General features: G+C 41.3%; 17 protein-coding genes and 2 pseudogenes. 7 read left to right on the forward strand and 12 right to left on the reverse strand.

Going from position 1 to position 23498, the window contains the following annotated elements; translation table 11 throughout:
• Window positions 1-9: 9 nt before the first annotated feature.
• Window positions 10-993 (reverse strand): serine hydrolase domain-containing protein, encoded by a 984-nt coding sequence (locus tag ACWM1W_RS09220; protein WP_395522023.1) that lies wholly within the window; start codon window positions 991-993, stop codon window positions 10-12.
• 15 nt (window positions 994-1008) lie between these two features.
• Entirely contained in the window at window positions 1009-1410 is a 402-nt protein-coding gene (locus ACWM1W_RS09225) for a DUF3887 domain-containing protein (RefSeq protein ID WP_375725563.1), read from the reverse strand.
• Window positions 1411-1869: 459 nt separating this feature from the next.
• Between ACWM1W_RS09225 and ACWM1W_RS09230 the strand changes: the two genes are divergently transcribed.
• On the forward strand, window positions 1870-2118 hold the full coding sequence (locus ACWM1W_RS09230) for a hypothetical protein (RefSeq protein ID WP_004784054.1): 249 nt from the start codon (window positions 1870-1872) through the stop codon (window positions 2116-2118).
• A 127-nt stretch (window positions 2119-2245) separates the two neighbouring features.
• Window positions 2246-2455 carry a hypothetical protein gene (locus ACWM1W_RS09235; RefSeq protein ID WP_034171414.1) on the forward strand — a complete coding sequence of 70 codons (210 nt, stop codon included), beginning with the start codon at window positions 2246-2248 and terminating at the stop codon, window positions 2453-2455.
• Here the strand turns inward: ACWM1W_RS09235 and ACWM1W_RS09240 are convergent.
• Together ACWM1W_RS09240 and ACWM1W_RS09245 are read right to left on the reverse strand one after the other, a co-directional pair.
• Complete coding sequence (locus ACWM1W_RS09240; RefSeq protein WP_034171409.1) at window positions 2452-3090, reverse strand: LysE family transporter; 639 nt, start codon at window positions 3088-3090, stop codon at window positions 2452-2454. The two genes, ACWM1W_RS09235 and ACWM1W_RS09240, sit on opposite strands and share 4 nt — an antisense overlap.
• A gap of 225 nt (window positions 3091-3315) precedes the next feature.
• Complete coding sequence (locus ACWM1W_RS09245) at window positions 3316-3882, reverse strand: FxsA family protein (RefSeq protein WP_375725562.1); 567 nt, start codon at window positions 3880-3882, stop codon at window positions 3316-3318.
• 125 nt (window positions 3883-4007) lie between these two features.
• Here ACWM1W_RS09245 and ruvC point away from each other — a divergent pair, with 125 nt between their 5' ends.
• Window positions 4008-4553, forward strand: coding sequence for a crossover junction endodeoxyribonuclease RuvC (gene ruvC, locus ACWM1W_RS09250; RefSeq protein WP_004784062.1), 546 nt, complete (start codon window positions 4008-4010; stop codon window positions 4551-4553).
• Here ruvC and ACWM1W_RS09255 read toward each other — a convergent pair.
• Both ACWM1W_RS09255 and ACWM1W_RS09260 read right to left on the reverse strand, forming a co-directional pair.
• Window positions 4550-4831: an acylphosphatase gene (locus ACWM1W_RS09255; RefSeq protein ID WP_375725561.1), complete on the reverse strand. Its 282-nt coding sequence runs from the start codon at window positions 4829-4831 to the stop codon at window positions 4550-4552. The genes ruvC and ACWM1W_RS09255 overlap by 4 nt on opposite strands.
• An 11-nt stretch (window positions 4832-4842) precedes the next feature.
• Window positions 4843-6300 (reverse strand): NAD(P)H-hydrate dehydratase, encoded by a 1458-nt coding sequence (locus ACWM1W_RS09260; protein WP_375725560.1) that lies wholly within the window; start codon window positions 6298-6300, stop codon window positions 4843-4845.
• A 23-nt stretch (window positions 6301-6323) separates the two neighbouring features.
• On the opposite strand from ACWM1W_RS09260, the gene queG reads away from it, so the two are divergent.
• The 3 genes from queG (at window position 6324) to bioB (ending at window position 8875) form a co-directional block, all read left to right on the forward strand.
• Window positions 6324-7418 (forward strand): tRNA epoxyqueuosine(34) reductase QueG, encoded by a 1095-nt coding sequence (gene queG / locus ACWM1W_RS09265; RefSeq protein ID WP_375725559.1) that lies wholly within the window; start codon window positions 6324-6326, stop codon window positions 7416-7418.
• A 106-nt stretch (window positions 7419-7524) separates the two neighbouring features.
• Window positions 7525-7734, forward strand: a complete 210-nt coding sequence (locus tag ACWM1W_RS09270; protein ID WP_375725558.1) for a hypothetical protein — start codon at window positions 7525-7527, stop codon at window positions 7732-7734.
• A 139-nt stretch (window positions 7735-7873) separates the two neighbouring features.
• Window positions 7874-8875, forward strand: a complete 1002-nt coding sequence (gene bioB, locus ACWM1W_RS09275; protein ID WP_375725557.1) for a biotin synthase BioB — start codon at window positions 7874-7876, stop codon at window positions 8873-8875.
• A gap of 10 nt (window positions 8876-8885) precedes the next feature.
• On the opposite strand, the gene ACWM1W_RS09280 is transcribed toward bioB, so the two are convergent.
• The gene (locus tag ACWM1W_RS09280; protein ID WP_034171405.1) at window positions 8886-9113 is read right to left on the reverse strand and encodes a hypothetical protein; all 228 of its coding nucleotides are present in this window, start codon (window positions 9111-9113) and stop codon (window positions 8886-8888) included.
• A gap of 1014 nt (window positions 9114-10127) precedes the next feature.
• A pseudogene (locus ACWM1W_RS09285) lies at window positions 10128-10331 on the reverse strand (DDE-type integrase/transposase/recombinase); the annotation flags it as partial.
• Here ACWM1W_RS09285 and ACWM1W_RS09290 point away from each other — a divergent pair.
• A pseudogene (locus tag ACWM1W_RS09290) lies at window positions 10325-10465 on the forward strand (hypothetical protein); the annotation flags it as partial. The pseudogenes ACWM1W_RS09285 and ACWM1W_RS09290 sit on opposite strands and share 7 nt — an antisense overlap.
• Window positions 10466-10510: 45 nt before the next feature.
• Here ACWM1W_RS09290 and ACWM1W_RS09295 read toward each other — a convergent pair.
• The 4 genes from ACWM1W_RS09295 to ACWM1W_RS09310 form a co-directional block, all read right to left on the reverse strand.
• Window positions 10511-13480 (reverse strand): hypothetical protein, encoded by a 2970-nt coding sequence (locus ACWM1W_RS09295; protein WP_375725556.1) that lies wholly within the window; start codon window positions 13478-13480, stop codon window positions 10511-10513.
• A gap of 4 nt (window positions 13481-13484) precedes the next feature.
• Window positions 13485-14558: an OmpA family protein gene (locus tag ACWM1W_RS09300; protein ID WP_375725555.1), complete on the reverse strand. Its 1074-nt coding sequence runs from the start codon at window positions 14556-14558 to the stop codon at window positions 13485-13487.
• Between the two features lie 3 nt (window positions 14559-14561).
• Entirely contained in the window at window positions 14562-20576 is a 6015-nt protein-coding gene (locus ACWM1W_RS09305) for an SdrD B-like domain-containing protein (RefSeq protein ID WP_375725554.1), read from the reverse strand.
• 98 nt (window positions 20577-20674) lie between these two features.
• Window positions 20675-23467 carry a hypothetical protein gene (locus ACWM1W_RS09310; protein ID WP_313583547.1) on the reverse strand — a complete coding sequence of 931 codons (2793 nt, stop codon included), beginning with the start codon at window positions 23465-23467 and terminating at the stop codon, window positions 20675-20677.
• Between the last annotated feature and the right edge of the window lie 31 nt (window positions 23468-23498).

Here is a 23498-nt window from a genome sequence, read left to right on the forward strand (position 1 = left end):
AAAGCTGATTTATTCCTGTAGTAATTGAGCAGCCAGTTTTTCAATATTTCCCATTTCAGGATGTACAGCAGCAACATTAGCTAAAATCGTAACTGCCTTTCTCTTGTTTAAATCAATCATCAAAATAGCAGAATGCCCTGCGGTATTTCCCCCATGCCAAATGATTTTGGTGCCATTGTCCTGTTCTCGCACAAACCAGCCCAATCCCAATTGGTAGCTACCTGCTTTTTCTGTAGTTGCTTGCTGAGTTAATTGTACTACCGCATTTTTTGCATCGAGCTGAGCTTGTGCAAATCTGGTTAAATCTGAAGCTGTAGAGAGTACACCGCCCGCGGGTAAAAAGGTATCAAATGTCCAGGTGGTGATTTCTTTTCCTTGGGCATCAAATGCAGGCACAAGTTGCTTAGCTGCTTGATCAGGCGAGGTATAGCTATTTTTCATCCCATACTTTTTAAATACATATTCATTGAGTAACTCAGTAAAATCCTTATTTTGCGATTGACTCAAACTCTGTCCCAATAAAGCCACAGCCAAATTAGAATAATGTGGCACTTTTCTACTGTTATTTGCATGTTCAAGCTCTAATGAATTTTTTAAATATTCTTCCAGTTTAGCTGCATCATATTCCTTATATGGATCAGTATCATCATCTACTTCCAAATTACTCGGTAGTCGTGGCAGTCCAGACGTATGATTGGCTAAATCCTGAAAGCGAACCTGAATATTGTCCTTAAATAGAAATGTATAATAAGGATTAATCTTGCCATCTAGCTTAAGTTTATTTTGTGTCACCAGTTCAGCCAATATGGTTGATGTCATCACTTTGGCCAGAGAACCAATCGCAAAGACTTTGTCCTGATTGGCCTTGGCCTGGATTTTGTCCTTATGCTTCTGTACCCCATAGTAATGGGGTTTGTCCTGATCTAATACCGCTATCGCTACTTGAGTTTGTTCTGGAAAAGTACGAGTAGCATGATAAATTTTCTCTGCAATCTCTTTTGGATAGCCTTAAATGGTATTGACTGTCTTATTATTTGCTGCAGTAGATTCGATATAGGGCGTAAATAAAAGGCCGGAAATCTGTTGATCATTATTCAAACTCATGCTGAGTTTCAGACGGTCTTTTTCAAAGTTGGCCTTATAGACTGCAGTCTCTTTACCTTTAGACTCTATATACTCAAGACTTTGTATTTTGCCGAGTTGCTGCTGTAAGTCTTTAGAGACTTTTTCAAACATATTTAAAGGAATCGCCTTTTTCGCTTCAGGTGAAAACTTTTCAAAAATTGCTGCATAATTTTGCGCATTAAAATCCTGCTGAAACTGGGTAATAACTTCCCTTTCAATATCCGATTGTGCATAAAGACTGCTCATACAGAGCAAGGATGATAAAAACAGTGATATTTTCTTCATGAGATCAGTATTGTTCCTTAAGTTTATAGTGCACTTTAATAAAAATTATTGAAATTAAACATTTTTATAGACTTAATACAGTGCAACGAATAGTTAAAAAATAAGCAAAATATATTCCATATCATTCTATTTTGTGGAGCAGATCAATTCATCTAAGTTCTTGCCCTGTCTATTTCCCATTTTATACTTGTTGTTCTTAAGCTCCACTCGAACTGGTTCAAAAATTGCTTATGAATTGATAGATAGCATAGTTAATTATTCCAGAGAAATTTCTCGAAATAACTTAATAATGTTATGCACTTAGCCAATTATTATTTTTTTTCCTCACTAAGACTTGGGTAACTTTTTGTTATATGACTTGTCAGCGTCTAATTGCATCATTAATATGACATGTAGGCCTAAAATAAAAGTCCGTGAAAGATAACAAAAAAAATATCAGAAATGTAATGGAGCTTAGCAATGTACTATCAATATCACTGTGCGTGCTGCGATAAAGTTGTGGAAGCTGGCCAAAAAGAATGTCATGCTTGTGGCTCACATAATATTCGCAGCCCTTATGGTTTTTGGATTTTATGTCTGGTGGCCTGTCTGGTTACTGCAATCGCGTTCAAGGTAATGCATGTTTATATCCAGTCACAGCAGCAGGAAGTGCCAGCTCAGTCATCATTATTTGATGTGCTACAACAAGATAATAAACGTCCGCGCTAATTTTCTTATCCTCCAGCAAGACCTGACTTGGATCAGGTCTTTTTTATGCAATTTTAACTTGAATATGAAACGCTGCCAGAATAGAAAATTTGAATTACAATAAGTCATCTTGCAGTGAGAGATGAAAATGGTCCAGTTAATTAAAAAAGGCGGCTTACGTGAGCGTGCCAATCGCAGTCGCAGTTATCAGGGTTCGGAAAATACTGAGACTACCCTTAAACCGAATCGTTATCAGTCTCCAGTGCAGAAACAGGATAATCTGGTTTCTGACGCTTCCGCTGCACAGCAGCTTTTTAACGAAAACTCCTCTGTTACCCCATCGAATTTAGATTTTTAGTTCATTAGAACCAGCGCGTCATACCATAACCAGACTGCAAAAATCAGGAATAACCCGCCTGAAATCATATCGATATAATTTCCTGATCGCTGGTAAGCCTCTTTAATTTTAGGATGGGAAATTAATAGCATTAGTAAAGTAAAAGTAATAAAGGTTTGCAGCGGAATAATCACTGCCAGTTGCGCTTTTAAATAATCAGAAGCTGATGAACTCAGTGCAAGTGAAAATACGCTACTGAAATAGATCAGAGTTTTAGGATTCGACAGATTAGTCAATAAACCCTGCATAAAATAACTTTTTGGTGCTTCTACAGTATTTAAATCATCTTGAGTTTGATGTCTGTTCTGAAAACTTTGCCATCCGCCTTTTAGCATGGCCCAGCCCATTTTGGCCAAAAATAACCCACCGATGACCATCAATACCTGTTGAATCCAGGGAAACTGGTCGATCAATACGGTAAAGCCTGCTAGCGTCAATACCACCCAAATTACGATCCCCGCTGAAATTCCAGCAATCACCTTTAAGGCATTCATACGTGTCGTAGAGGCTGCACTTTTTGCGATAAGTAAAATGTCAGGACCGGGGCTTAATTGAGCTACAAAATGTAGAAAACAGATGGTAAAAAGCAAAGACATTTAAAAAAGATCAAATGGTAAAAAAACTATTATAACTTTTGTTTAACGAAATTAGAAAGTTCCAATAAAAAAGCCGAATCATGAGATTCGGCTTGAAGTATTTATATTAGACTTCTTGCGTTAGTCAAAATTTAAACAGCCCAAAGCTACATTTTATAAGGTTTTAGCTAATTCAAAAATTAGGTAAAACAATACTTTCACAAGAGGTCTATTGAAAGCGTGATTTTATTTCTTGTTCACATCTTTCATTTCAATTTTCTTGGGTTCCGGGGTCACTTCACGGGCTTCACCATCAATAATGGTTGAATCCCTATGACCACCCTGCTGGTTCTGCATATCCTGCATTTGACGCATCATTTCAGCAAACGGGTTTTGACCTGCACCGCCACCGACATCGCCCATCATGCCACCCATCATTTTTTCCATCATGGCTTGCTGACGTTTCATCATCATTTTCATCATGGCTGCCTGGAAAGCACGTTGTACAGGTGGAATCAGTATTAATACCGCAAGTACATCACTAATCAAACCAGGAATCAGCAGGAAAAAGCCGGCTAAGATCTTAGGTAAATTATTCGATAATGCCGGATCTGCACTCATTTGTCCCATCTGCATTTGCTGCATTTGCGGCATAACGCCGGCCGAATATTTCCGGATTAGGTTCATACCGATAAAGAAGGCCGCCACGAACCAGAAAAATACGTACCACATGCTCCCGACAAGGTCACCCACGCCAATCCATACAAATACTTCGAGGACTAAGCCGGCCAGGATAATAAGAAATAATTTCATGAAAATTAATCTAATCTCAGTAAAATAAATATTAGGATGCTGTAATCAACTGCTTCATCAGGATCAAGCTTTTTTGATACGCTTATGTAACAATATGGGCATTATTTTATTTTTAAAGTGCAGGCATGTCATTAATTATTGGGATTGATCCCGGTTCGCGTCTAACAGGTTACGGTATCATCCAGAAAGAAGGTTCAAAACTTACTTTTGTTGATGCGGGAACGATTAGAACTGAAACAGCGGAAATGCCTGAACGTTTAAAACGAATCTTTGCCGGTGTAGAACGGATTGTCAAATTTTACGGCCCGACCGAGGCTGCGGTGGAACAGGTGTTTATGGCACAAAATCCGGATTCTGCTCTTAAACTGGGTCAGGCTCGTGGTGCGGCAGTGGCTGCCTTGGTGAATCTGGATCTGAAAGTTGCCGAATATACGGCGCGGCAGATCAAACAGTCTGTTGTGGGCTATGGCGCTGCAGACAAAGAACAGGTTCAGATGATGGTTATGCGTATTCTGAACCTGACAATCAAGCCGCAACAAGATGCTGCCGATGCACTTGCTGCTGCGATTTGTCATGCCCATGCTTCAGGCAGCATGAGTAAAATGGCCGTATTGAATGCCTTGGGCGGTATGGCACGCGGACGCAGCCGGGTCAGCACCCGCCGCCGTTAATCTTCGGTTAATACTTTAAAGTCTTGAAAATCCGCGTCTTGAAGATTCAAACTCTGCTGATGTATTGCAGTGACTTTTGCACGTTGTGGTCCAGTTCTGCTGAGCTGGATCATTTTCCGAACAATCGCTTCCTTCCCAACAATGATAGCCTCAACTTCGCCTGTTTCCACATTACGTACAAAACCCTTTAAACCTAATTGAATTGCTTGTTGTTCGAACCAGCGACGGTAGCCTACACCCTGCACTTTGCCCTGAATGATTAAATGAATGGCCTGCATTTTTATTTTCCTTAGTGGTTCACAACCTGGTAAATGGCATGTTTCATATCTTGCGCCTGTAAGCCGCGTTCACCCTTTTCCGCCAGTACATCACCTGCAAGTGCGTGCAAAGTTACGATCTCGTGTAAATGGACAGTATTTCTAAATTGGGCTTTCAAACTGGCGATCATGCCAGCAAGTACATCTCCCATTCCTCCGGTTCCCATACCGGCATTGCCTGCGGTACAAATATAAAGATCATCCTCTAAAATCAGACTACCTGAACCCTTGAGCACCCATTGTCCCTGATATTTTTGCTGGAGCTGTTTAATTGTCTGAATGCGATCTGCTTCGACTCCTGATGCTTTCATTTCTAGCAAAGTAGCCGCTTCACCCGGATGCGGTGTTGCATAAGTATGGGCATTCAAATTTTGTGGTGCTTTTGCCAGAAACCACAAGGCATCTGCATCGAGAACTGTCTCCAGTTCTGATTGCTGAATCAGGTCAAACCAGTAATTATATTGCTTCTCAGCCCAAGCATCGCGTCCTAACCCCATACCAAAACAGACAGCATCCACATGACGAACTAAAGCTTGGCGTTGCTCAGCATCTAGCGCATTAATATCACGCAGCATGATATTCGGAGCACGTGACAAAATGGCAGTATGATGTTTGGCATCACAAACCACAGTGACCTTACCTGCACCAGCAGCAAAGGCTGCCTCAGCTGCCATAATGACCGCACCGCCCATATCGGCATGCCCCCCAATTACGAGCACATGCCCATAACTGCCCTTATGTCCAAAAGCTTCACGTTTAGGCAGATGAATTTGAGTCGAGGAAATTTGAGCTATCGGCACAAGTTCAGCATCGGGAGGAACAGCCGAGATGACCTCTACCTTGCCGGTATATTCTTTGCCTCGTCCGGTAAATAATCCCGCCTTTAAACCTAAAACAGTAAGACTATGATCTGCCTTAATGGCAACCGGTAAAGGCTGGCCTGTATTGGCATGCAATCCACTTGGAATATCTACTGCAATTTTGAGTCCTTGCTGAGCATTAAAGCTTTGAATAATCTGTTGCCAATTTTCATTCAGATCACGGTTCAAACCGATCCCAAATAAGGCATCAATATAAACTTCATATTGTTTCTGAAAATTAAAACCTGAATAAGTAGGTATACCGATTTGCTGAGCTTCCCCGATTGCTTGAGCCAGATCCTGTGATGGACCGGGTTCTGCTGTATAAATATCTATTTCAAAACCGACCTGTTTTAAATATTTTCCTACCAGATAGCCATCACCGGCATTATTACCCTGACCGCAACAGACAGCGATTTGAGTCAATTGCTGTTGTTCCAATAAAGGGATGAGTCGCTGCGCAATCGACCATGCCACCTGTTGCATCAAACCATAAGAACTATTTTGCTTGCCAAACCAACGCTGCTCCCATGCTTGTATATCGCGGCTATGATAAACTTGCTGCTGCATTTCTTATTTCCTGTTTCTGGTTTATGACAACACCCGATTCCCAAGCGCAAATTCAAGTTTATCAACAAGATCCAAATGAACTGAAAGCGTGGATCAAAGCGCAGGCACGAGAGCTGGGTTTTTCTGATTGTGTCATTGCCAAACCGGATGCTCAAGCAGAATTAGTACGTTTGCAGGAATATTTAGACCGCGGCTATCACGGTGATATGAAGTTTCTGGAAGAAAATCTGGAAAAACGTGCTGATCCCACACTGCTTATTCCCAATACCAAATCCGTGATCTGTGTACGAATGGACTATCTGGTCGATCTTCCAGAACCGCGCTTAGTGCCCTATGCACCAAATTCTGCGATTATTGCCCGTTATGCCCGTGGTCGTGATTATCATAAAACCATGCGCGGGCGCCTAAAAATGCTGGCTTCTAAAATTCGGGAAAAAGTCGGTGAATTTGAATCCCGCCCCTTTGCAGACTCTGCACCTGTATTTGAAAAATCTCTGGCCGAAAGTGCGGGCATGGGCTGGACCGGTAAACACACTTTATTAATCCACAAAAAATCCGGATCTTTTTTCGTTTTAGGTGAGCTGTTTAGCTCACTGGAACTGCCCTTTGATGAGCCTGCAAGCAAACATTGTGGTTCATGCACAGCCTGTATTGATATTTGCCCGACACAGGCTATTGTTGAACCGTATATGCTGGATGCACGTCGCTGTATTGCTTATTTAACCATTGAATATAAAGGAATCATTCCAAAGGAGTTACGTCGAGGGATTGGTAACCGGGTTTTTGGTTGTGATGATTGTCAGTTGATTTGTCCGTGGAACAGTTTTGCCCAGAAAACCAATATTGAAGATTTTCACCCCCGACATGGACTGGATCAAGTGAGTTTACTGGATCTCTGGCAATGGGATGAGGCTACATTTTTAAGCTCAACTGAAGGCAGTCCATTACGTCGTACCGGCTATCAAAGCTTTATGCGCAATATTGCGATTGGCTTAGGTAATGCACCTTTTGATCCACAAATTGTTCAAGTCTTACAAGCTCAGAAGAATCAACATGATGAGATTGTACAAGTTCATATTGACTGGGCTATACAGGAGCAACTGGCAAAATCCCGGTAATTTTCAATTTTTACTTCGGTTCACATTTTCTCGTCAAAGCCTTACACAGTTAGTGTGCAAGCTATGGCATAAAGAAAAAAGAATGGAAATAAAGCCGGAGGTGGATATGCAAAAGTCATCTGATACCCAACATCAAAATCAGGAACAGCTTGAAGAGTTGCAACATCAACACCAGAAGCAGCAACAGCAGCAGTCACAACATGGCCCGCTTGGCTCTCCAAAAAATAACCAGCACGAACAAGATGAACGTGTATTAAACAAGCAACATCGTAGTGATTTACAAAACCAGAATATTCACGGAAATCATCGTGAATAAAGTCTAATCAAGTGTTCAACAACAAAGCCCACCTTGTGTGGGTTTTATTTTTTCTATAAGGTCATATTTTGCTAATGAAGACGGCGATACTTTTACTTAAGATGGAGCCTGATAAATAAATATGAACAAGGATGGACAGATGAACAGTATTGATCCAATACGTAATGATTGGTCTCGTGCAGAAATTGAGACCCTGTATCAACAACCTTTAATGGACTTACTCTTTCAGGCTCAACAGGTTCATCGTCAATATTTTGATGCCAATACCGTTCAGGTCAGTACCCTGCTCTCTATTAAAACCGGTAAATGCCCGGAAGATTGCAAATACTGTTCTCAGTCCGCACATTATGATTCCAAACTCGAAGCGGAAAAACGAATCGCAGTAGAAAAAGTAATTCAGGAAGCTAAAGAAGCTCTGGCTTCTGGCAGTTCACGTTTCTGTATGGGAGCAGCGTGGCGTAATCCGCATGAACGTGATATGCCTTATGTGCTGGACATGATACGTGAAGTCAAAGCACTTGGACTCGAAACCTGTATGACTTTAGGCATGCTGAATGCCTCACAGGCAGAACGCCTGAAAGATGCTGGTCTGGATTATTACAATCACAATCTGGATACGTCACGTGAATACTATTCACATATTATCAGTACCCGCAGCTTTGATGACCGATTGGATACACTAGATCATGTACGCCAAGCTGGCTTAAAAGTGTGTAGTGGTGGTATTGTCGGCTTAGGTGAAAGCCACAATGATCGGATCGGTTTATTGTTTGAGCTTTCTACACTTCCAATTCATCCAGAATCTGTACCTATCAATATGCTGGTGCCAATCGAAGGCACACCGATGGCAGATGTTGAGAAATTGGATGTGATTGAATGGATTCGAACTATTGCAGTGGCCCGCATTCTGATGCCCAAAAGCTATATCCGTCTTTCGGCAGGCCGTGAATCACTGACTGACTCAGATCAGGCATTGGCATTTATGGCAGGCGCCAACTCAATTTTCTCAGGCGAAAAACTGTTAACGACTCCAAATACAGCCAAAGGTCGTGACCAACAGCTCTTTGAAAAATTGGGACTGGTAGCAGAACAACCTAAGCCAAGCATCCGCGCATTGGCGACTGATGCAATGGCAAGTTAATTGAAATAATTCAAGATGCTGAAAAGTTATGTGCAGTAATTAAAATACCATAACTGGCATTCAGAAAATCACCGATCCGGATCTGGTCTGTTCCATTGGCATGATGTACGACCAGCTCCTGCGTCAGTGCATCAAAGCTGAAAGAGTCATAACAGTCCTGATGCAGGCTTAACCAGTGCAAAGTGTTAGCCAGATTTTCATCTACAATATAGGTTTTGGCATGGAAATCTTTGCTCATTTAAGCCTTCTCATCATGTGGTACTGGTAATGATTTTAACGGATATGAGTTTAGATTAAATATAATGGATATAAAAAAGTGAGCATATTGCTCACTTTTTCTTGCAGTATTTTTTTAATCTCTTTGGGTACCACATTTGCGGCATTCCCAATCTGCCCCAATTTCCTCCATTTGCTGGTATTCATAAATGTGCAGACAAAATATTTTTTTTAATAATCGAAGCATTGCTAAAACTCCTGTAATTATTTTTTATCAGCTTCCTGATCTTTCTTCCTGAAACATCCATGATTTTGGTTTAAAAATCATGTTATATTTATTAACATATTTTTACATTCTGTCAAATACACTTCATCTGCTTTTTAAAGTTTTCTTCGATTCAAACATCATCATTTCATAGGTTACTGATTTATAGAAGTTATCTTTAATCAATAAGGTTTTTATAAGACAAGAAATTGAGCTTTAAACTATTCTATAGGCTATATAACGCCTGATTCAGTCAATATCAGGCTTAGAGAGATTCGAAAAAAGACTGAAGATAGATTCAGGCTTTCTATAAATTCGTTCAAATAATTTTGTCGGAATCATTACAGTGTAGCTAACTACTAGCCAGAGTTTAATGCTTTTAAATTCCTTAAATTTTCTCTATAAAATTGAAATTTGAAAGCTGTTTTTTAGTTTGAAATAGATCATAAAAAAGTGAACCAGAATCTGCTTTAGTGCCAACTAAGAAGAAATGATCAAAATATTCTTCGCCTTTACCTGGAATGATCTATTACCTACTAAAAGATTTTTATAATGAATTTTTAGACCAAGCAAATTCGAATCGATATCACGCATATGTATCACCTGTACCTATGAACCGTACCGGGTTTGTCGGAGACAGTTTATTTAAGTTAGGCAACCTGATCTAAGGATTGCATCTTTTCATAATACGTTGACGTTGCTTCAAACTTAAATAGCGAAACATATCCAATCGTACTATGCAGCCGTTTTTTGTTAAACCTATCTACGTAGTTCAAGTGCATCCAGAATCATATCTGTATTCATCCGTGTCGATACCTTCCAACCTACAATTGCCCGTGAAAATACATCAATAACAAATGCAGTATAGACTCAACCTGAATTCGTCTGAATGTATGTGAAGTCAGTAACCCACAGGTGGTTTGGTTGCTTTGCACTGAAATCACGTTTCACCAGATCATCAGCTCGTTTTTGATTTAATGGTTGAGCAGTCACCAACGGGTGAGCTTAAAGTCTGGCAAGGTAAATCAGCTTCTACCTTTGCAGGCAACTGGAAATTACAGAATGGAAATGATTTAGATAGTTATCACGTTGGTACAGGGCACTACCATGATAGGAACATCATAAATTAGACAATCATTATCATGTTAAACCTCTCATTGCATTTTGATGCCAAAATACAGAGACTTTTCCTGTTGTGATAACAGCTCTTTTAAGATCGTCTTAATTTTAACTGTGCCATCATCTTCAATTGTATTGTTGCTACTATCGGTAATGTTTTGACCATTACTTCCTACAATTGGCAATATACCTGAAAGTGCCCATTGCTGGGTATAAGCCGGATACATATCGTTAATCACTACATTGCTTAATGCCATACTGCCAGTATTTTTCACCATAATCCGGTAAATCAGACATTGATTCGGTTTCAGGTTTTCATTTTGTACGGTATACATTGCATTGATCACTGCCGCGGCATTTGCCATACTGCAATTTTCAACTTTGAATTGCGATTTCATAATTTTTAACTGATTCGGACTGACCGTAATCAAGTCCGTATTACTTAAATCAGCTAATGTCATGTCTTTCCCTACATTATCCGGCTTGGCAATCAGCTTAACTTGACTACTCATACCATTGTTGGCCGTTGATGGGGCTTCAACTTTAATCAATAAAGTGACCGATTTATTCGGCTCAATGATATTGCTTAATTCAGTTTCTGTACCGGATAGCAAAGTATCACTGGCATCTAGCGTGTCATTGCCATTTTGATCCAAAAACAAGGTATATAAAAAGCCATCGGTACGATTGACTGGGTTAAGACTGACCTTCACTTTAGTTTCATTTTCCACACCATAGTTGATCAGACGGTGCAAAAATACATAGCTTCCCCCGATCCCCACCTGTGCACTTTGATCATTGCTTAATTCCAATGTACGTTTCTTGGGCTGGGGAATCACGGCATCCAGAACAATGTCAGCCATGCCCGACTGAAGTGACTCGATTGCAAACCAAATATTGGTGGTCGTTGTCACAGAAGAATAAACGGTCACGACTGCGCAGAGCTGTGTAGTGTTATTGGCGGCAACATTCAGTTGAGTAATCTGCTGACCACTTACACCCGTTTTACACTGTGCAAGATCTGCCTTATAAAATTCAATTTTTAAACCAGAACTAAAGGGAGTAATACTATTTTTAACCAATGTTGAATAGTCACCCGTTCCTAGTGTTGGTTCAATTTTGCTACTAGAGGCATACAGTTGATAATCCTGTGCCAGATTGCCGTAATTTTGAATATTGAGCGGGAAATAAACTTTGGTGTTACTGTCTGATTTTTGAGTCCAAAGTGGTGTGGAACCGGTTCTACCCTCTTTTCCAATTACAAACATGCCAATACCTGTTTCTGTTACGGGTGCACCTGTTTTGTTATTGGACAGATCAGTTTTGGTAGCCATCATTGTTTTTACAGTGGATGTATTATTACTCGAGTCAATATCAGTTGAAGTAGTTGTCACAACTGCATTATTCACTATATAACCAGTATATTCACCTGTTGCATCTTCTTTGGCTTTTAGCTTATTTAGAGTAAATTTATACTTAGCGAGCCCTTTGATAGTACCCAGATTTAATCCACTAGATGAAAATAATTTAGTTACTGCATCATTAGGTAAAGTCGGGCAAGTTGATGTTGTTCCTTCATTAGTTATAGCTTCACAGCTTAAAGTTGCCGCATTTACACCCGCTGCATCATAAGCTAAATTAGCAAGAATATTATCTTTTAAAATAACTTCATCAGCATCCACTTTAGTCTTGTTGGTTAATTCCAGCGTGTAAGCAAGATATTGGTCTTTATATACCTTAGTGACAGACTCCGGTGTTAAACTTTTAATAATCTCTAGATCGGTATCGTCTTCTTTAATAGAAAAATCAAATGAACTTTTTATATTAGTTTTGCTACAAGTATCCAGAGTAATTAGAAGAACATCTGACATCGTTTCAAATGAAAACGGGAGTGTCTTGGTTCCAAAAGATTTATTATTATCTTTAATCTCGAGTACTAAACCATTAAATTCTACACCCTGTTCATAATTTAAACCTGAGTTATAATCAGGTTTATAAGAAAAAGTAACTTCCCCGGTACTTGTATTATAATTTAGTCCATCATCTACAGTCAGTTCTGTAAAAGTCGTCCCCGTCGCACCAATACGCTTCTTTAAAACATAATCAACTTTATAAATAGCGCGATTTTCCAAAGCGACCGAACTATTATAAGAAATTTTAAATTTTAAGGTAGGCATACTTGTGCTGGTAACATTACCCACCATTTTAAATTTAATTGGCACAATACCAGATACGTTTTCAAAGGCACTATCAGCAGCAGTAGTAAACTCAACCACTGGCTTTAAACCTGTAATGGCAATCTTATCTAAAAAATTGCCTACTGTCCCAGTGGATACCGCCTCAAAACCTAAGGAATAAACTCCTGAATTCGCAGGTATACTATTTACCGTAACAGTATCACTATAAGTCTTCCATGTCTTATTCGTAGGCGAATTCGTAGCCGATACTATATTTTGATGAGCAACCCAATTACGTTTAGTTGTGGCTGTGTCTGTAACTGTACCAATCGAAAACTTTGCTTTCTCGCTGGTACTCGATCTTGTTGCATGTGCAAAAGAATAGCTAAATGTTTCGCCTTTAATTAAACATATATTTTGGTATAAAACTGACTCTTCTTCTGCATTCAGTTCTGCATATTGATTGGTTGATGTCGATAATTCTCCTGTCATCTTATCGGATGGAGCACCTTGCCCTCGCCAAATTTCAATCAATCGCCCAGCTTGCCAATATGTACCGGCTGTCATAACTCTATGCGTTGTCCTCCAACCAGGTACAAGTGTTTCTGGCAGAGCAACATTCGTTGCTCCTGTACCTGCTTGACCAAAGCCATTATAATTTGCATTAATATTAGGATTACTAAAATCTAAGTTTACAAAACTACGTTGAATCAGCGTGGAGCCTGTTGCTGAATTATCTAATTGTGTATCTGCCGCATTAACTTGCGCCATACCGCCAAGCAATAAAACTGAAGATGCCAAAACTTGAGGTAAATATCGCTTGATCATACTGTTATTTCACCTTCACTTTTTGCTGTTTTGACTCTATTTGTAAATCTTGCCACTGCGGTAGATATTTAATTTCAACCCTATGTGTATCTGCAACCTGCAGAACTACCCGACGGCTTTTTGCCTCAGCTATTTTCATTTCTGTATCAGTTTGAAAATCAACTGCACCCTTGGCTTCAGTCGCAATATGTGCAATATCCATACCCTGTAACACAAGATAATCTTGTACTGCCTGAACACGGCGCTGTGCCAGTTGTATGTTATAGCTCGGGCTTGCATGCCGATCGGTATAACCCTTTAAAACAACAGACAATTGTGGATATTGTTTCAACTGGGCTACCCATTGTTGAAGAATCGTATGACTGGCTGGGCTTAAATCTGCACTGTCCCGGGCAAAATGTACAATATTATTGATCTTTAAACTATTAGACTGTTGATTTAATTGTACTTTAGCTAGGGGCCAAAATTTAGAATTTACTCCCTGACAACCCTTGCCATTCAGCTGCTGCAATGAAGGCAACTGCTCTGGCTGCCAGCTGATATCGGTGCGCTGTACACCTGTAGATTCAACCACCTGATATAAAGCCTGTTGCACCGCATTAAAAGGTTCTTGGGAATGTCTCCAGCCCAACTCGCAATATTCTGCTGCAGCCCAAACCAGCATCACTTCTGCATGTGCCAGACTTTCGGGCGCTTTATCAATGGCACCCTGCATTTTTAAATATTCAACCTGCCACCATAAATCCCGACGCATGACTTGTGACACATTTAAGACTGGTGTGGTTAAACTCAAATTTTGCTTGGACTGCAAACCACTGACAATACTTTGGGCCTGTTGCAAAGCTTCCTGCCCTGCAACGGTTAAACTGCGTTCGGATTGTTGATTGACTGCATAACTTAACCACATTTTTGCCTTGTAAGCATGATAGCGAGTCAGTGCATCAGCATCAGTATATTGTTGTAAAGTATTGGATAAAGTATTTATTTGACGCTGAGCATCAGCAGCCGAAAAGGGTTCAGCATACACCAAGCTGTTCCCTAAAAATAAAGCTGCAAGTAGTCCAGTAAGTGGTTTCATGTTTTATCGTCCCTGTTCTGGCTCTAAAGCAAAGTTTGTGTTTGCCGAACGGCGACCAAACAGATCTTCATCAAACTTGAATCTGAATCTTAAATACGCACCTTCACCGGTTGAACTGGTATTTGCCAGTTCATCATCCTGATAACCCATAAAGTTATAACCTGCCGAAACCCAAAAATTGGTTGCAAGCAAATACCCCAATTCTGCCCCGACCAAATAGCGTGTACCTGCACCGCGGTTAGCCCATAAACCACCTGCCTGTACACTCATGTCCCAACGTTCATTGATGTCATAAATTACACGACCGCTGAACAATTGCGTTAGAGCATTGCTAGTAATATAATCTTCATCGAGCTCAGACCATTTTGCTGCATATTGACCCGATAAAGTCAGACGGCGCTGTGGATGATAGTTAGTATGAATAGAAGTCACATAAGCTTCACGCTTGAATTCCGCTTCTAAATCAGTGGCGTTATTTTCATAGTAATATTCAATTTTCGACAAGATATCGAGTTTATTTTGATCATAATCACGCCATGCATAACCGAGCTGGAAACGGTTGCGTAAGTGATCACCCTGATCTACTGCTTTATTATCGACAAAGTTGAGCGTGTTTTTAGTCAGCACGGTGGCATCATCAGAGAGCTTATAGGCATAACCAAGGGTATTGATCAGGGTATCTGAAGTATCCGAACGGCGACCTTCCAAACGGGTGGTTGCTTTCCAATTCTCATGGACTAAATATTCAAGTCCCAGACTCAATGCAGTGGCATCATTACGGGTATTGTCTTCATTTTTAGATAAAGACTGAATCCGCTCAAAACTGCTACTAACATATACACGCGGTTTTAGCTGCCAGCGGTTACGTAGGCCCAATGCTGCTTCAGCTTCACGGTTACTGATGCCATCAGCAACACGATATTCACTGAATGCTGAACCATCTTTCATATAGTTGCTGGAAATACCGAACACCGTGCTGTTGGTTTCTTCTGTGCTATTCATGGAGTACAGGCCATCAATTGCTGAAATCAATTCATGGCGGGCATAAATTTCAGTATTGGGTAAAACTTTTGCCGTTCCCCCCACCAATAAAACCTGTTTGTCGGAATTGGATAAATCCTGTTCGTATTCAATAAAAGCCGATGCGCCTTTCCAAGGCAGATTACCAGTAAATTTGATACGCCCAGTCGTGCCATTATATGGACCCAGATTTTCTGTCGCTAAAGTTGCCGCAGCACTGGTTTCATCATAATGACGCAGCCCTAATTCGACCGCGAGAATTTTAAAGAAATTACGTTCCAGACTTGTAGACAATCCGGTACGAACGCCGTTATTTTCTTGATCTTCAGTACGAATTGCTTCAATACGAGCCAGGCCCAGTTTTGCAATGGGTGCTGAAGCCTTGATGCCACTTTCTTTACGTCCTGCACTAATGGTTGCCGCATCATTCTGGAAACCTTCTTCGGCTTGCTGGTGATAGGCACGAACATGGGCAAAGCCCGGTGCATATTCAAATTCGACCCGTGCGGCAGTACCTTGGTCTTTGTCACGATTTGAATCACTATTGATCTGAGTAATCTGATCTGCCGTAGATTCGGTATTTTTAGACTGTGCCACTTCGGCAATGAATTTACTGTATTGCCCAACTTTCACCACGGTATTTAAACTGGCAATCTGTTCCTGATTTAATGGATCATTACTTTGCACAAATGAACCACCCATTTTCAGATGGCTCTTCATGGCATAACTAAAACTCATCCCGCCGACTTGATATTCTTCACCAATTTCATCCGCTTCCACCGTAATACGGATAAAGTTTGGATTCAGGTCTTGATCGACACTGGCGACAGCCTGTTTTAGGTAAATGCTGTTGCTATAGGTGTCGGCTTCATAATCGCTAAAACGGGTAAGGCTTTGTTTGGCAATAATCAACCCCGGATTATTACGATCGCGGGTCAGAATCTCGACTTTTTCACTATTGTCTAAAATAAGTTCACTTGAAATTGAACCCAGACTGTAGGGACCAGAAATACCCAGTGCACGATTTTCTGTCACCACTTGACGCGATTTGGTTTCAGCCACAAATGCTGATGCCTGAAACTTATCTCCTTCATGTCCCACTTTCAGACCAGTCAATGAACGGTTATATTGCCCCAAAGCCAGACCTTCATCTTTTTCTGTACGGGTCACATAGTCGCCATACATCGCATATGAACGGCCTTTGTCTAAGCGTACATACAATTTGCTGGTCGATTGGGCTTCAAAGCCTTTTGCCGCTGCGTCACCATATACCGGATAATATTCATCAGGTTGAATATCGCGGAACAGGCGCTGCTTGGAACTTTTATTAGAATCATAAGCCAGGGTTAACAGATAATCGCCTCGGACTTTTCCTTTCAGGAACATTGCAGTGCGACCGGTCAATGAGGTGTCATTACCCCACTCGGCAATTTCATTCAGCTCATTTTCAAAACCATCATTACGATTCACACTGTGCAACTGTGTATTATCAAAATTATTAAAGTTAATTGAACCTTCAATTAAACCCACGGCAATCAGCGGACGTAAATCTGCCTGAAACTGAATGTCGATTTCTTCTTTGATTAAACCACTGCTAACGCGTAGTTTTCCACGTGCAGGCGCATTCGGTGCAAGAATCGGAATAATCATCTCGCCGCCATCAATGAAGCTTTGAATGCCCGGTTCATTTGGATTTAAATCTGGAAGATCAATAATCCCGATATCACTTTCTAGAGTGATCGAGGTACGGGTGGCCACTTTGATGCCTTGTTTGTCTTGCAACTGAACGCGCAGCTGCATCACATCCCGGCCATTGGCCATGACCGGGATTGGCGCTTGCTGTAATTTCAGCTGATGAATTTCATCTGGAACAATGACTTGAATGTGGTGGCTTTCACGAACATTACCAGCAAAATCCAATTGTTCAGCACGAATGCTGTTTTTACCGACTTTTAATGCCACTCCGACATATTCAACCCCTTGCTTACGATGCTCATCCAGGATGGCTAATTTACCCCGTTGTTTATCTGCCACCACCACGTCATTGACTAAAACACGCTGTGTCGCACCTGCTGCACCTTGAACTTGAATCGTCGTTTGTGCATGAGGTAGAACCTGTCCTTCTTTTAAGTTTAAAATTTCTAAAGCGTTGTTGTCGCTACGCTTTAAATATTCTTCAAGATTCACTAAAACAGGCGGTTTTACCGGATCAATCAACAATTGCGGTTGTTTTTGTGCAGCAAAATCACCCCGATTCAATAAGCAATTTTGATCATTGTCATTTGCCAAACAACCTTGGGTGTTTTCTGAACGGGTGCTGCTTTCCAGATAGCTCGGTGCATCAATAGAAAGTTGCTTGTTAATCGCTTTTTCAAGATTTAAATTGCTGCTGTTAATTTTTTCCTGACGCTGTTTGATTGCATCCGTTAAGGGTGCAGAACAGGCATCTGCCTGATTCGCCATGGCGAAATCAGCACGATGCAATTCGCCACGTTTGACATCGACAAAGCGGCTGGATGGATCACCAGCATTTCGGTTGGACTGAGTCAGCAACTCCACGCCGGTAGGTAAGGTGGTGCGGTCAATTTTAAGCACATGGGTTTTTGCCAACACGCCGTAAAAGTCATATTTACCTTCACGGTCTGTGATGACATAACTGCCATCTTCCATGTAGAGACGGACACCTGGCACACCCAACTCGCCTTTATCCTGTATGCCATTACGGTTACAGTCGGTATAAACTTTACCTACCACAAATGCATCGGCACTAAACGCACCCGGACGAACTTTAACTTTAGCCTGTGCTTCATTTGAACTGAGACCAGAACCGTCTACTGCACGAGCCCGGTTAATCCCATCTCCGTTTAAAGCATTGGGTCCGACCAGAACACGGTATTCAATTTTGGCGCTGGCATTGACTTCAAGATCACCCAAACCCAGCGTTAAATAAGGGCCTTTGCCACCTTCCGGGTCTGCCACGGGTTTGCCATCAATACGCATGGTATTTGGCACATAGCTAAAACCACGCGGTAAACTGTCTTGCAATTTAACATCACGTGCAAGTACATCACCTTTATTACTCACGGTAATACTGTAATCGGTGAAATCACCCAATTCGATACTGCTATCACGTGCAGTTTTTTGTACCATCAAACCCGATTGGCTTAATAGCGGGTCAATCGGAATATCGATATTCAATGCCGGACTGCTGGATGTCAGGGTAAATATGCCGCCATAAGAATATTGCGAATGTACCGCCATGCCGTTAAATGAGCTGATCGGATAAACCACCTGATCGCTGACAAAACTATATTGATGAGTAGCAATTGTTGAGGTATCGACTAACAATTTATAGTTACCCGGAATCACTTGCGGATAAACAAACTCACCTGTCGCAGACGTTACCTGTTTCGCAGGAATTGAACTTAACGCCCCCGTGGTACGGTCAACTTCAAAAGCCACATTATTACCGACCGGCTGATCATTTTCATCCACCAGTATAACGGTTGCCCCAGCCACAGGCTTTTTCGTTTTTGCATCGAAAATAATGCCGTATGGATCAATCAATATCTGCGTTGAAATATCATTAATCGGTGTAGTGGCCTGACCTTGCTCGTCGACGCATTCAACCAGACTCGCTGTAACCTCATCACGTTTAAGCGTTTGTAAAACAGCATCATTCAGATTTTTTTCTGCATTTTCTTCAGTATCTAAACTAAATTGGAACAGACCGGTATTTTCACCACTTTCCATGGCGGAAATAATAACAATATCACCCGTCAATTTAGACTGAATACGAATGCGTGCCTGCTCTTTGCTAAAACGGTTGGCATTACAAACCGCGGCATTGGTTTTTAAATAAATCGGTTCATTAACTTTGCCGGTATACAAGCTGATTTTAAAATCATTTGTGGTGCTATCTAAAGTTGGCTGACCTACAACCTTGGTTTCAACTTTATTGGACAAGGTTTTTTGATTCACTTGTCCTTTTTGATGCAGAACATAAGCTCCATTTACCAATGTGGTATAGCTAATGGTCGGTTGAGTTTTAACCTTTAACTTAATCTCGCTTTTTTGACCGGCTGCAAATGGTTTTTTATAAGCAACTACAGCATGGCCAATTTGGCTTTTATCCTGAGGTAAATGACTTGAATATTGTCCTTCTGCCAACTTATGCAAAACCAGTGTATTAGAAGCCAGATCTGAAACCTGAATATCTTCAAAAACAGTATTTGCCGGCAAAGGATCTTCAACAATCACCCATGATTGTTCCTGTCCATCCACCGTGACTGTTGCAGGTGATACCGGTAATGATGCCGAGTTGGTTACCGTCAAAGTATAATTCAGGGTTTGTGCCTGCTGAGTTATGCTAAGCAGTTGTTGGTCTACGGCTTTTTCTATTTTTAACTTTGCTTCAAAGACCTGTACAGGGTCTTGCACTGTTTTTTGTTGTTGCGGTTCTTCACGAATCTGTGCGGTTAAAGGAAGCTCTAACTTGGACTGATCGGGAGTTTGTAATGAGGTATCTGCCACGACCCATAAGTGTACAGTTTGATTGGGTTGTAATTCTAATCCATCTTTAATCAGGGTATCTGAAATATCCAGGACACCATCTTGATTGGCATCTAAATAGATTTTTAAATTGGATAAATGGTTAATAGCCGCGGTTTTAAAATCAAACCACGCATTTGTATTACTGGTATTGGTCACCTGATTTAACCAGATGACTTTTGAACCCGCTTCTACTTGCTGGAGCTGATCTGGAAATAGTTCAAGACCATAAAACTTTGCAATTTCGATATTGACTGCATTGGATTGAGTTGTTCGCAGTAATTGTCCACCGCTCAAATCACTGACTTCAAAACTTGCATAAGCAATATTCTGAATCATTTGTCCAGCCATAGGCATCGCAGCATGACCGTGATGTGCAAAGAACAAAGCAGACGCAAGTGCAGACAAAGATAATGTCTCCACTTTCTTATTCATTGCTTTTTTCATTGCCACACCCCAAAACCAAAAATACGAAAATACAAATAATTAGAACAAACGAATCGAGTCCCCCTTTTCGAAAAAAGAGGGAGAAAAGTTTTTAAAGATTATGGAGTGGTTGATTTATCAACTGTGACAGCAAACTTCAATGTGGCAAAAGCGCCAGGAGTTAAAGTACCGACATTGTAATTTACATTACCGTTAGCTTCTGTTGGTGCAGTGCCTTGAGCTGCTGGCTCACGTGCTACAGAACCGGTTTTGTACTTTGTGTATGCCGGCACAGCATCATTGATTACAACAGCAGTTGCATCAGCATTACCCTGGTTTGTTGCCTTTACTTTATAAAATACGCATTGACCAGGTTTAGCATTCTGTAAGTTTGCAGTATAGTCAGTATCAACGGGTGCTGCTGTACAGTCTGCAGCAAACTGGAATTTTTCTAAACGTACTGAACCCAGGTTAATTACTGTGCGGTCTGTAATTGATAAAATGCTGTTTGAACCTAATACAGCGTTAGCTTCAGGCTGAATTTGTACTGTAGATGTATAAGACTGGCCGGCCGTTGCAGTTGCTGCCGCTTCAACTTTTACATAAACAGTAACGGACTCGCCTTGCTGCAAACCAGGTAACTTAGATACATCAAATTTTGCATTTTGCAAAATGCTGTTTAAAGCACCTGTACCTGTTACAACTTCATTAGCATCCAGAATACCGTTACCATCTGTGTCCACATAAACAGTTACCGTTTCACCTGCTGTTGGCGTTGGTAAAATAAAATTCAATGTTTTACCATCAGCTGCTTCAGTAACGTTACCAATGTTGGTTAAGGTATGGCTGTAAATAATGCTGCCACCAGGGGCTAACTGGCCTTGACGGTCTGGCGTAAAGCTGATTGCGCGCTGTGCTGCAACGGTCAGTTTGAATCCAATGCTATCATTGCTGCCGGTAGAGGGCGAGCTGATGTTGACTGTAATAGTTTTTGCAATATCCGTTGCTGGCGTGCCATCTGGTGTTGTAACCACCAGGCAGTAACTGCCCGTACCGCCATTGGCGATTGTACCGGAGTTGGTTACTTTCGTGTTTGTACATTTGCCAGCTGCGTCTTTTCCAAAAAGTTCCGCTGTCCAGCCGGTTGGAATGCCTGTAACTACAATATTGTAGTTGTCCGGCGTACCGCCTGTATTTTTGATCGTAACATCCAGCTGTTTAGGTGTACCTGGAACTAAAGCTGTGTCAGGAACACCTGTGCTGCTATTCAAGCCATCACCGACATAAACGGGCGATCCTGTTGTGCCTATATTATGTACCAAGTCCACAGCACTCTTTGTAAATGAATCAACAACCAAAGAAATGGTATCTTTATTGCTACTGTTGTTGACTGAAGTGCTGGTCATAGTCAATTTAGTGCCTGCAGCAACTGTGCCGCTGGTTGGCAAAGTAACCCGTACCACAAATTTTAAGCTGCCACCCGCTTCAATCGGACCAGTATTGTTATCTGTCACTGGTGTTTTACCGTCAGCCTTCAGAATTTCAATGATGCTGCCGTTTGGCAAAGCGCCAGTCGTTGCAGCAACACTAAGGCTATAGTTGTCAGTCGTTGTGCCTGAGTTGTGGACATAAATCACATCGCCGCCCGAGGTGTTATTGCCAAAGACAATGGCCTGACCTTGCGAAGCTGTTGCATGGACTTCATCATCAATGCCCGTAGCGCTGCCGACTGGAACATTCTTGTCAATCCAAGAAACGTCTTTATCATCGTTAATTGAATGGGCAGTTATGCCTACAACAGTAACATTGTTCGGGTTAGATGGAACTAATGTCGTATCCGTAGTTGTCGGTGGAACAGATGGAACATTCGCTGGTGTTAATGGCGTACTTGTACCTGGTGTGAAGCCATCAGTATCCGCATATGCCGTGTTGGTAATTTTTTCACCATTTGCAGCAGCGTTTTTAACCTTAACAGTAAAAGTTAATTTACCGGTTGAACCCGCAGCAAGTTTTCCTGCATTAAAGGTAAAAACCTCTTTTGCATCACTACGACCACTAGATACATAAGCAAATTTATCACTATCTGTAGCATCACGAGTTAATGCTGAAGCGCTGCCATTATAATAGGCAGTTAATTTGCTATCAGCTGTATCAGCAAATGTTACATTGCTTGGGAGTACGTCATAAATAATGACATCTGAAGTGGCTGCAGCTGTACCTTTATTTTGGAAAGTCAAAGTATAGGTAATGTAACCATTGGCGCTAATTGTACTAACACTGGCTTCTTTTTTAATTTCAATGACTGCACCTGTAATAATGGTGGCTTTGTCAGTGTTGGACACTGTATCTTTGCCAATATCATATAGAGCCGTTTTGTTTGATGTTGCAGTTAAAGTCAGGCTGTCGTTTTGACCTGCTGTCGCTGCCAATGGCGTTTTAGCCACTACAACTAGGCCAATAGATTCACCGGCAGCTAATTCAATCGCTGTTGTTGATGCTAAAGCAGCTGCGCCGTTATCAGCTATGCCATCTTGATTGCGGTCAATATAAACATCATGGCTAGCCCAATCAAAAGTACCAGCCTCATTTGTAATCCTAAGCGTGAAGGAGTCCGTACCATTACCGGTATTTGTCAAAATATGCGGGAAACTTACACTGCTGTTAGCTGCGGTTTGACGCTCATTAGACTGCACAAGAGTAAAGCTGCCCACTTGTGCTACAAGCGTTTTAACCACGTTAGATGTTACTACGCGCTCAGTTTGCGTATTATCTGTATACGTTGCGGTTGCAACGTTACTAATATTCGTACCAGCTAAAGGTGCAGCAGCCATAGCCTGGCTACCAAGCAACGATACCCCACCCATTACTGCCAGTGATGCAGCAATTTTACCTAATTGAAAATTATTTTTCATAAAGAACCCAACAATAAAGTCGATATTGACC

This window comes from Acinetobacter sp. TW_SC_4 (assembly GCF_054861205.1).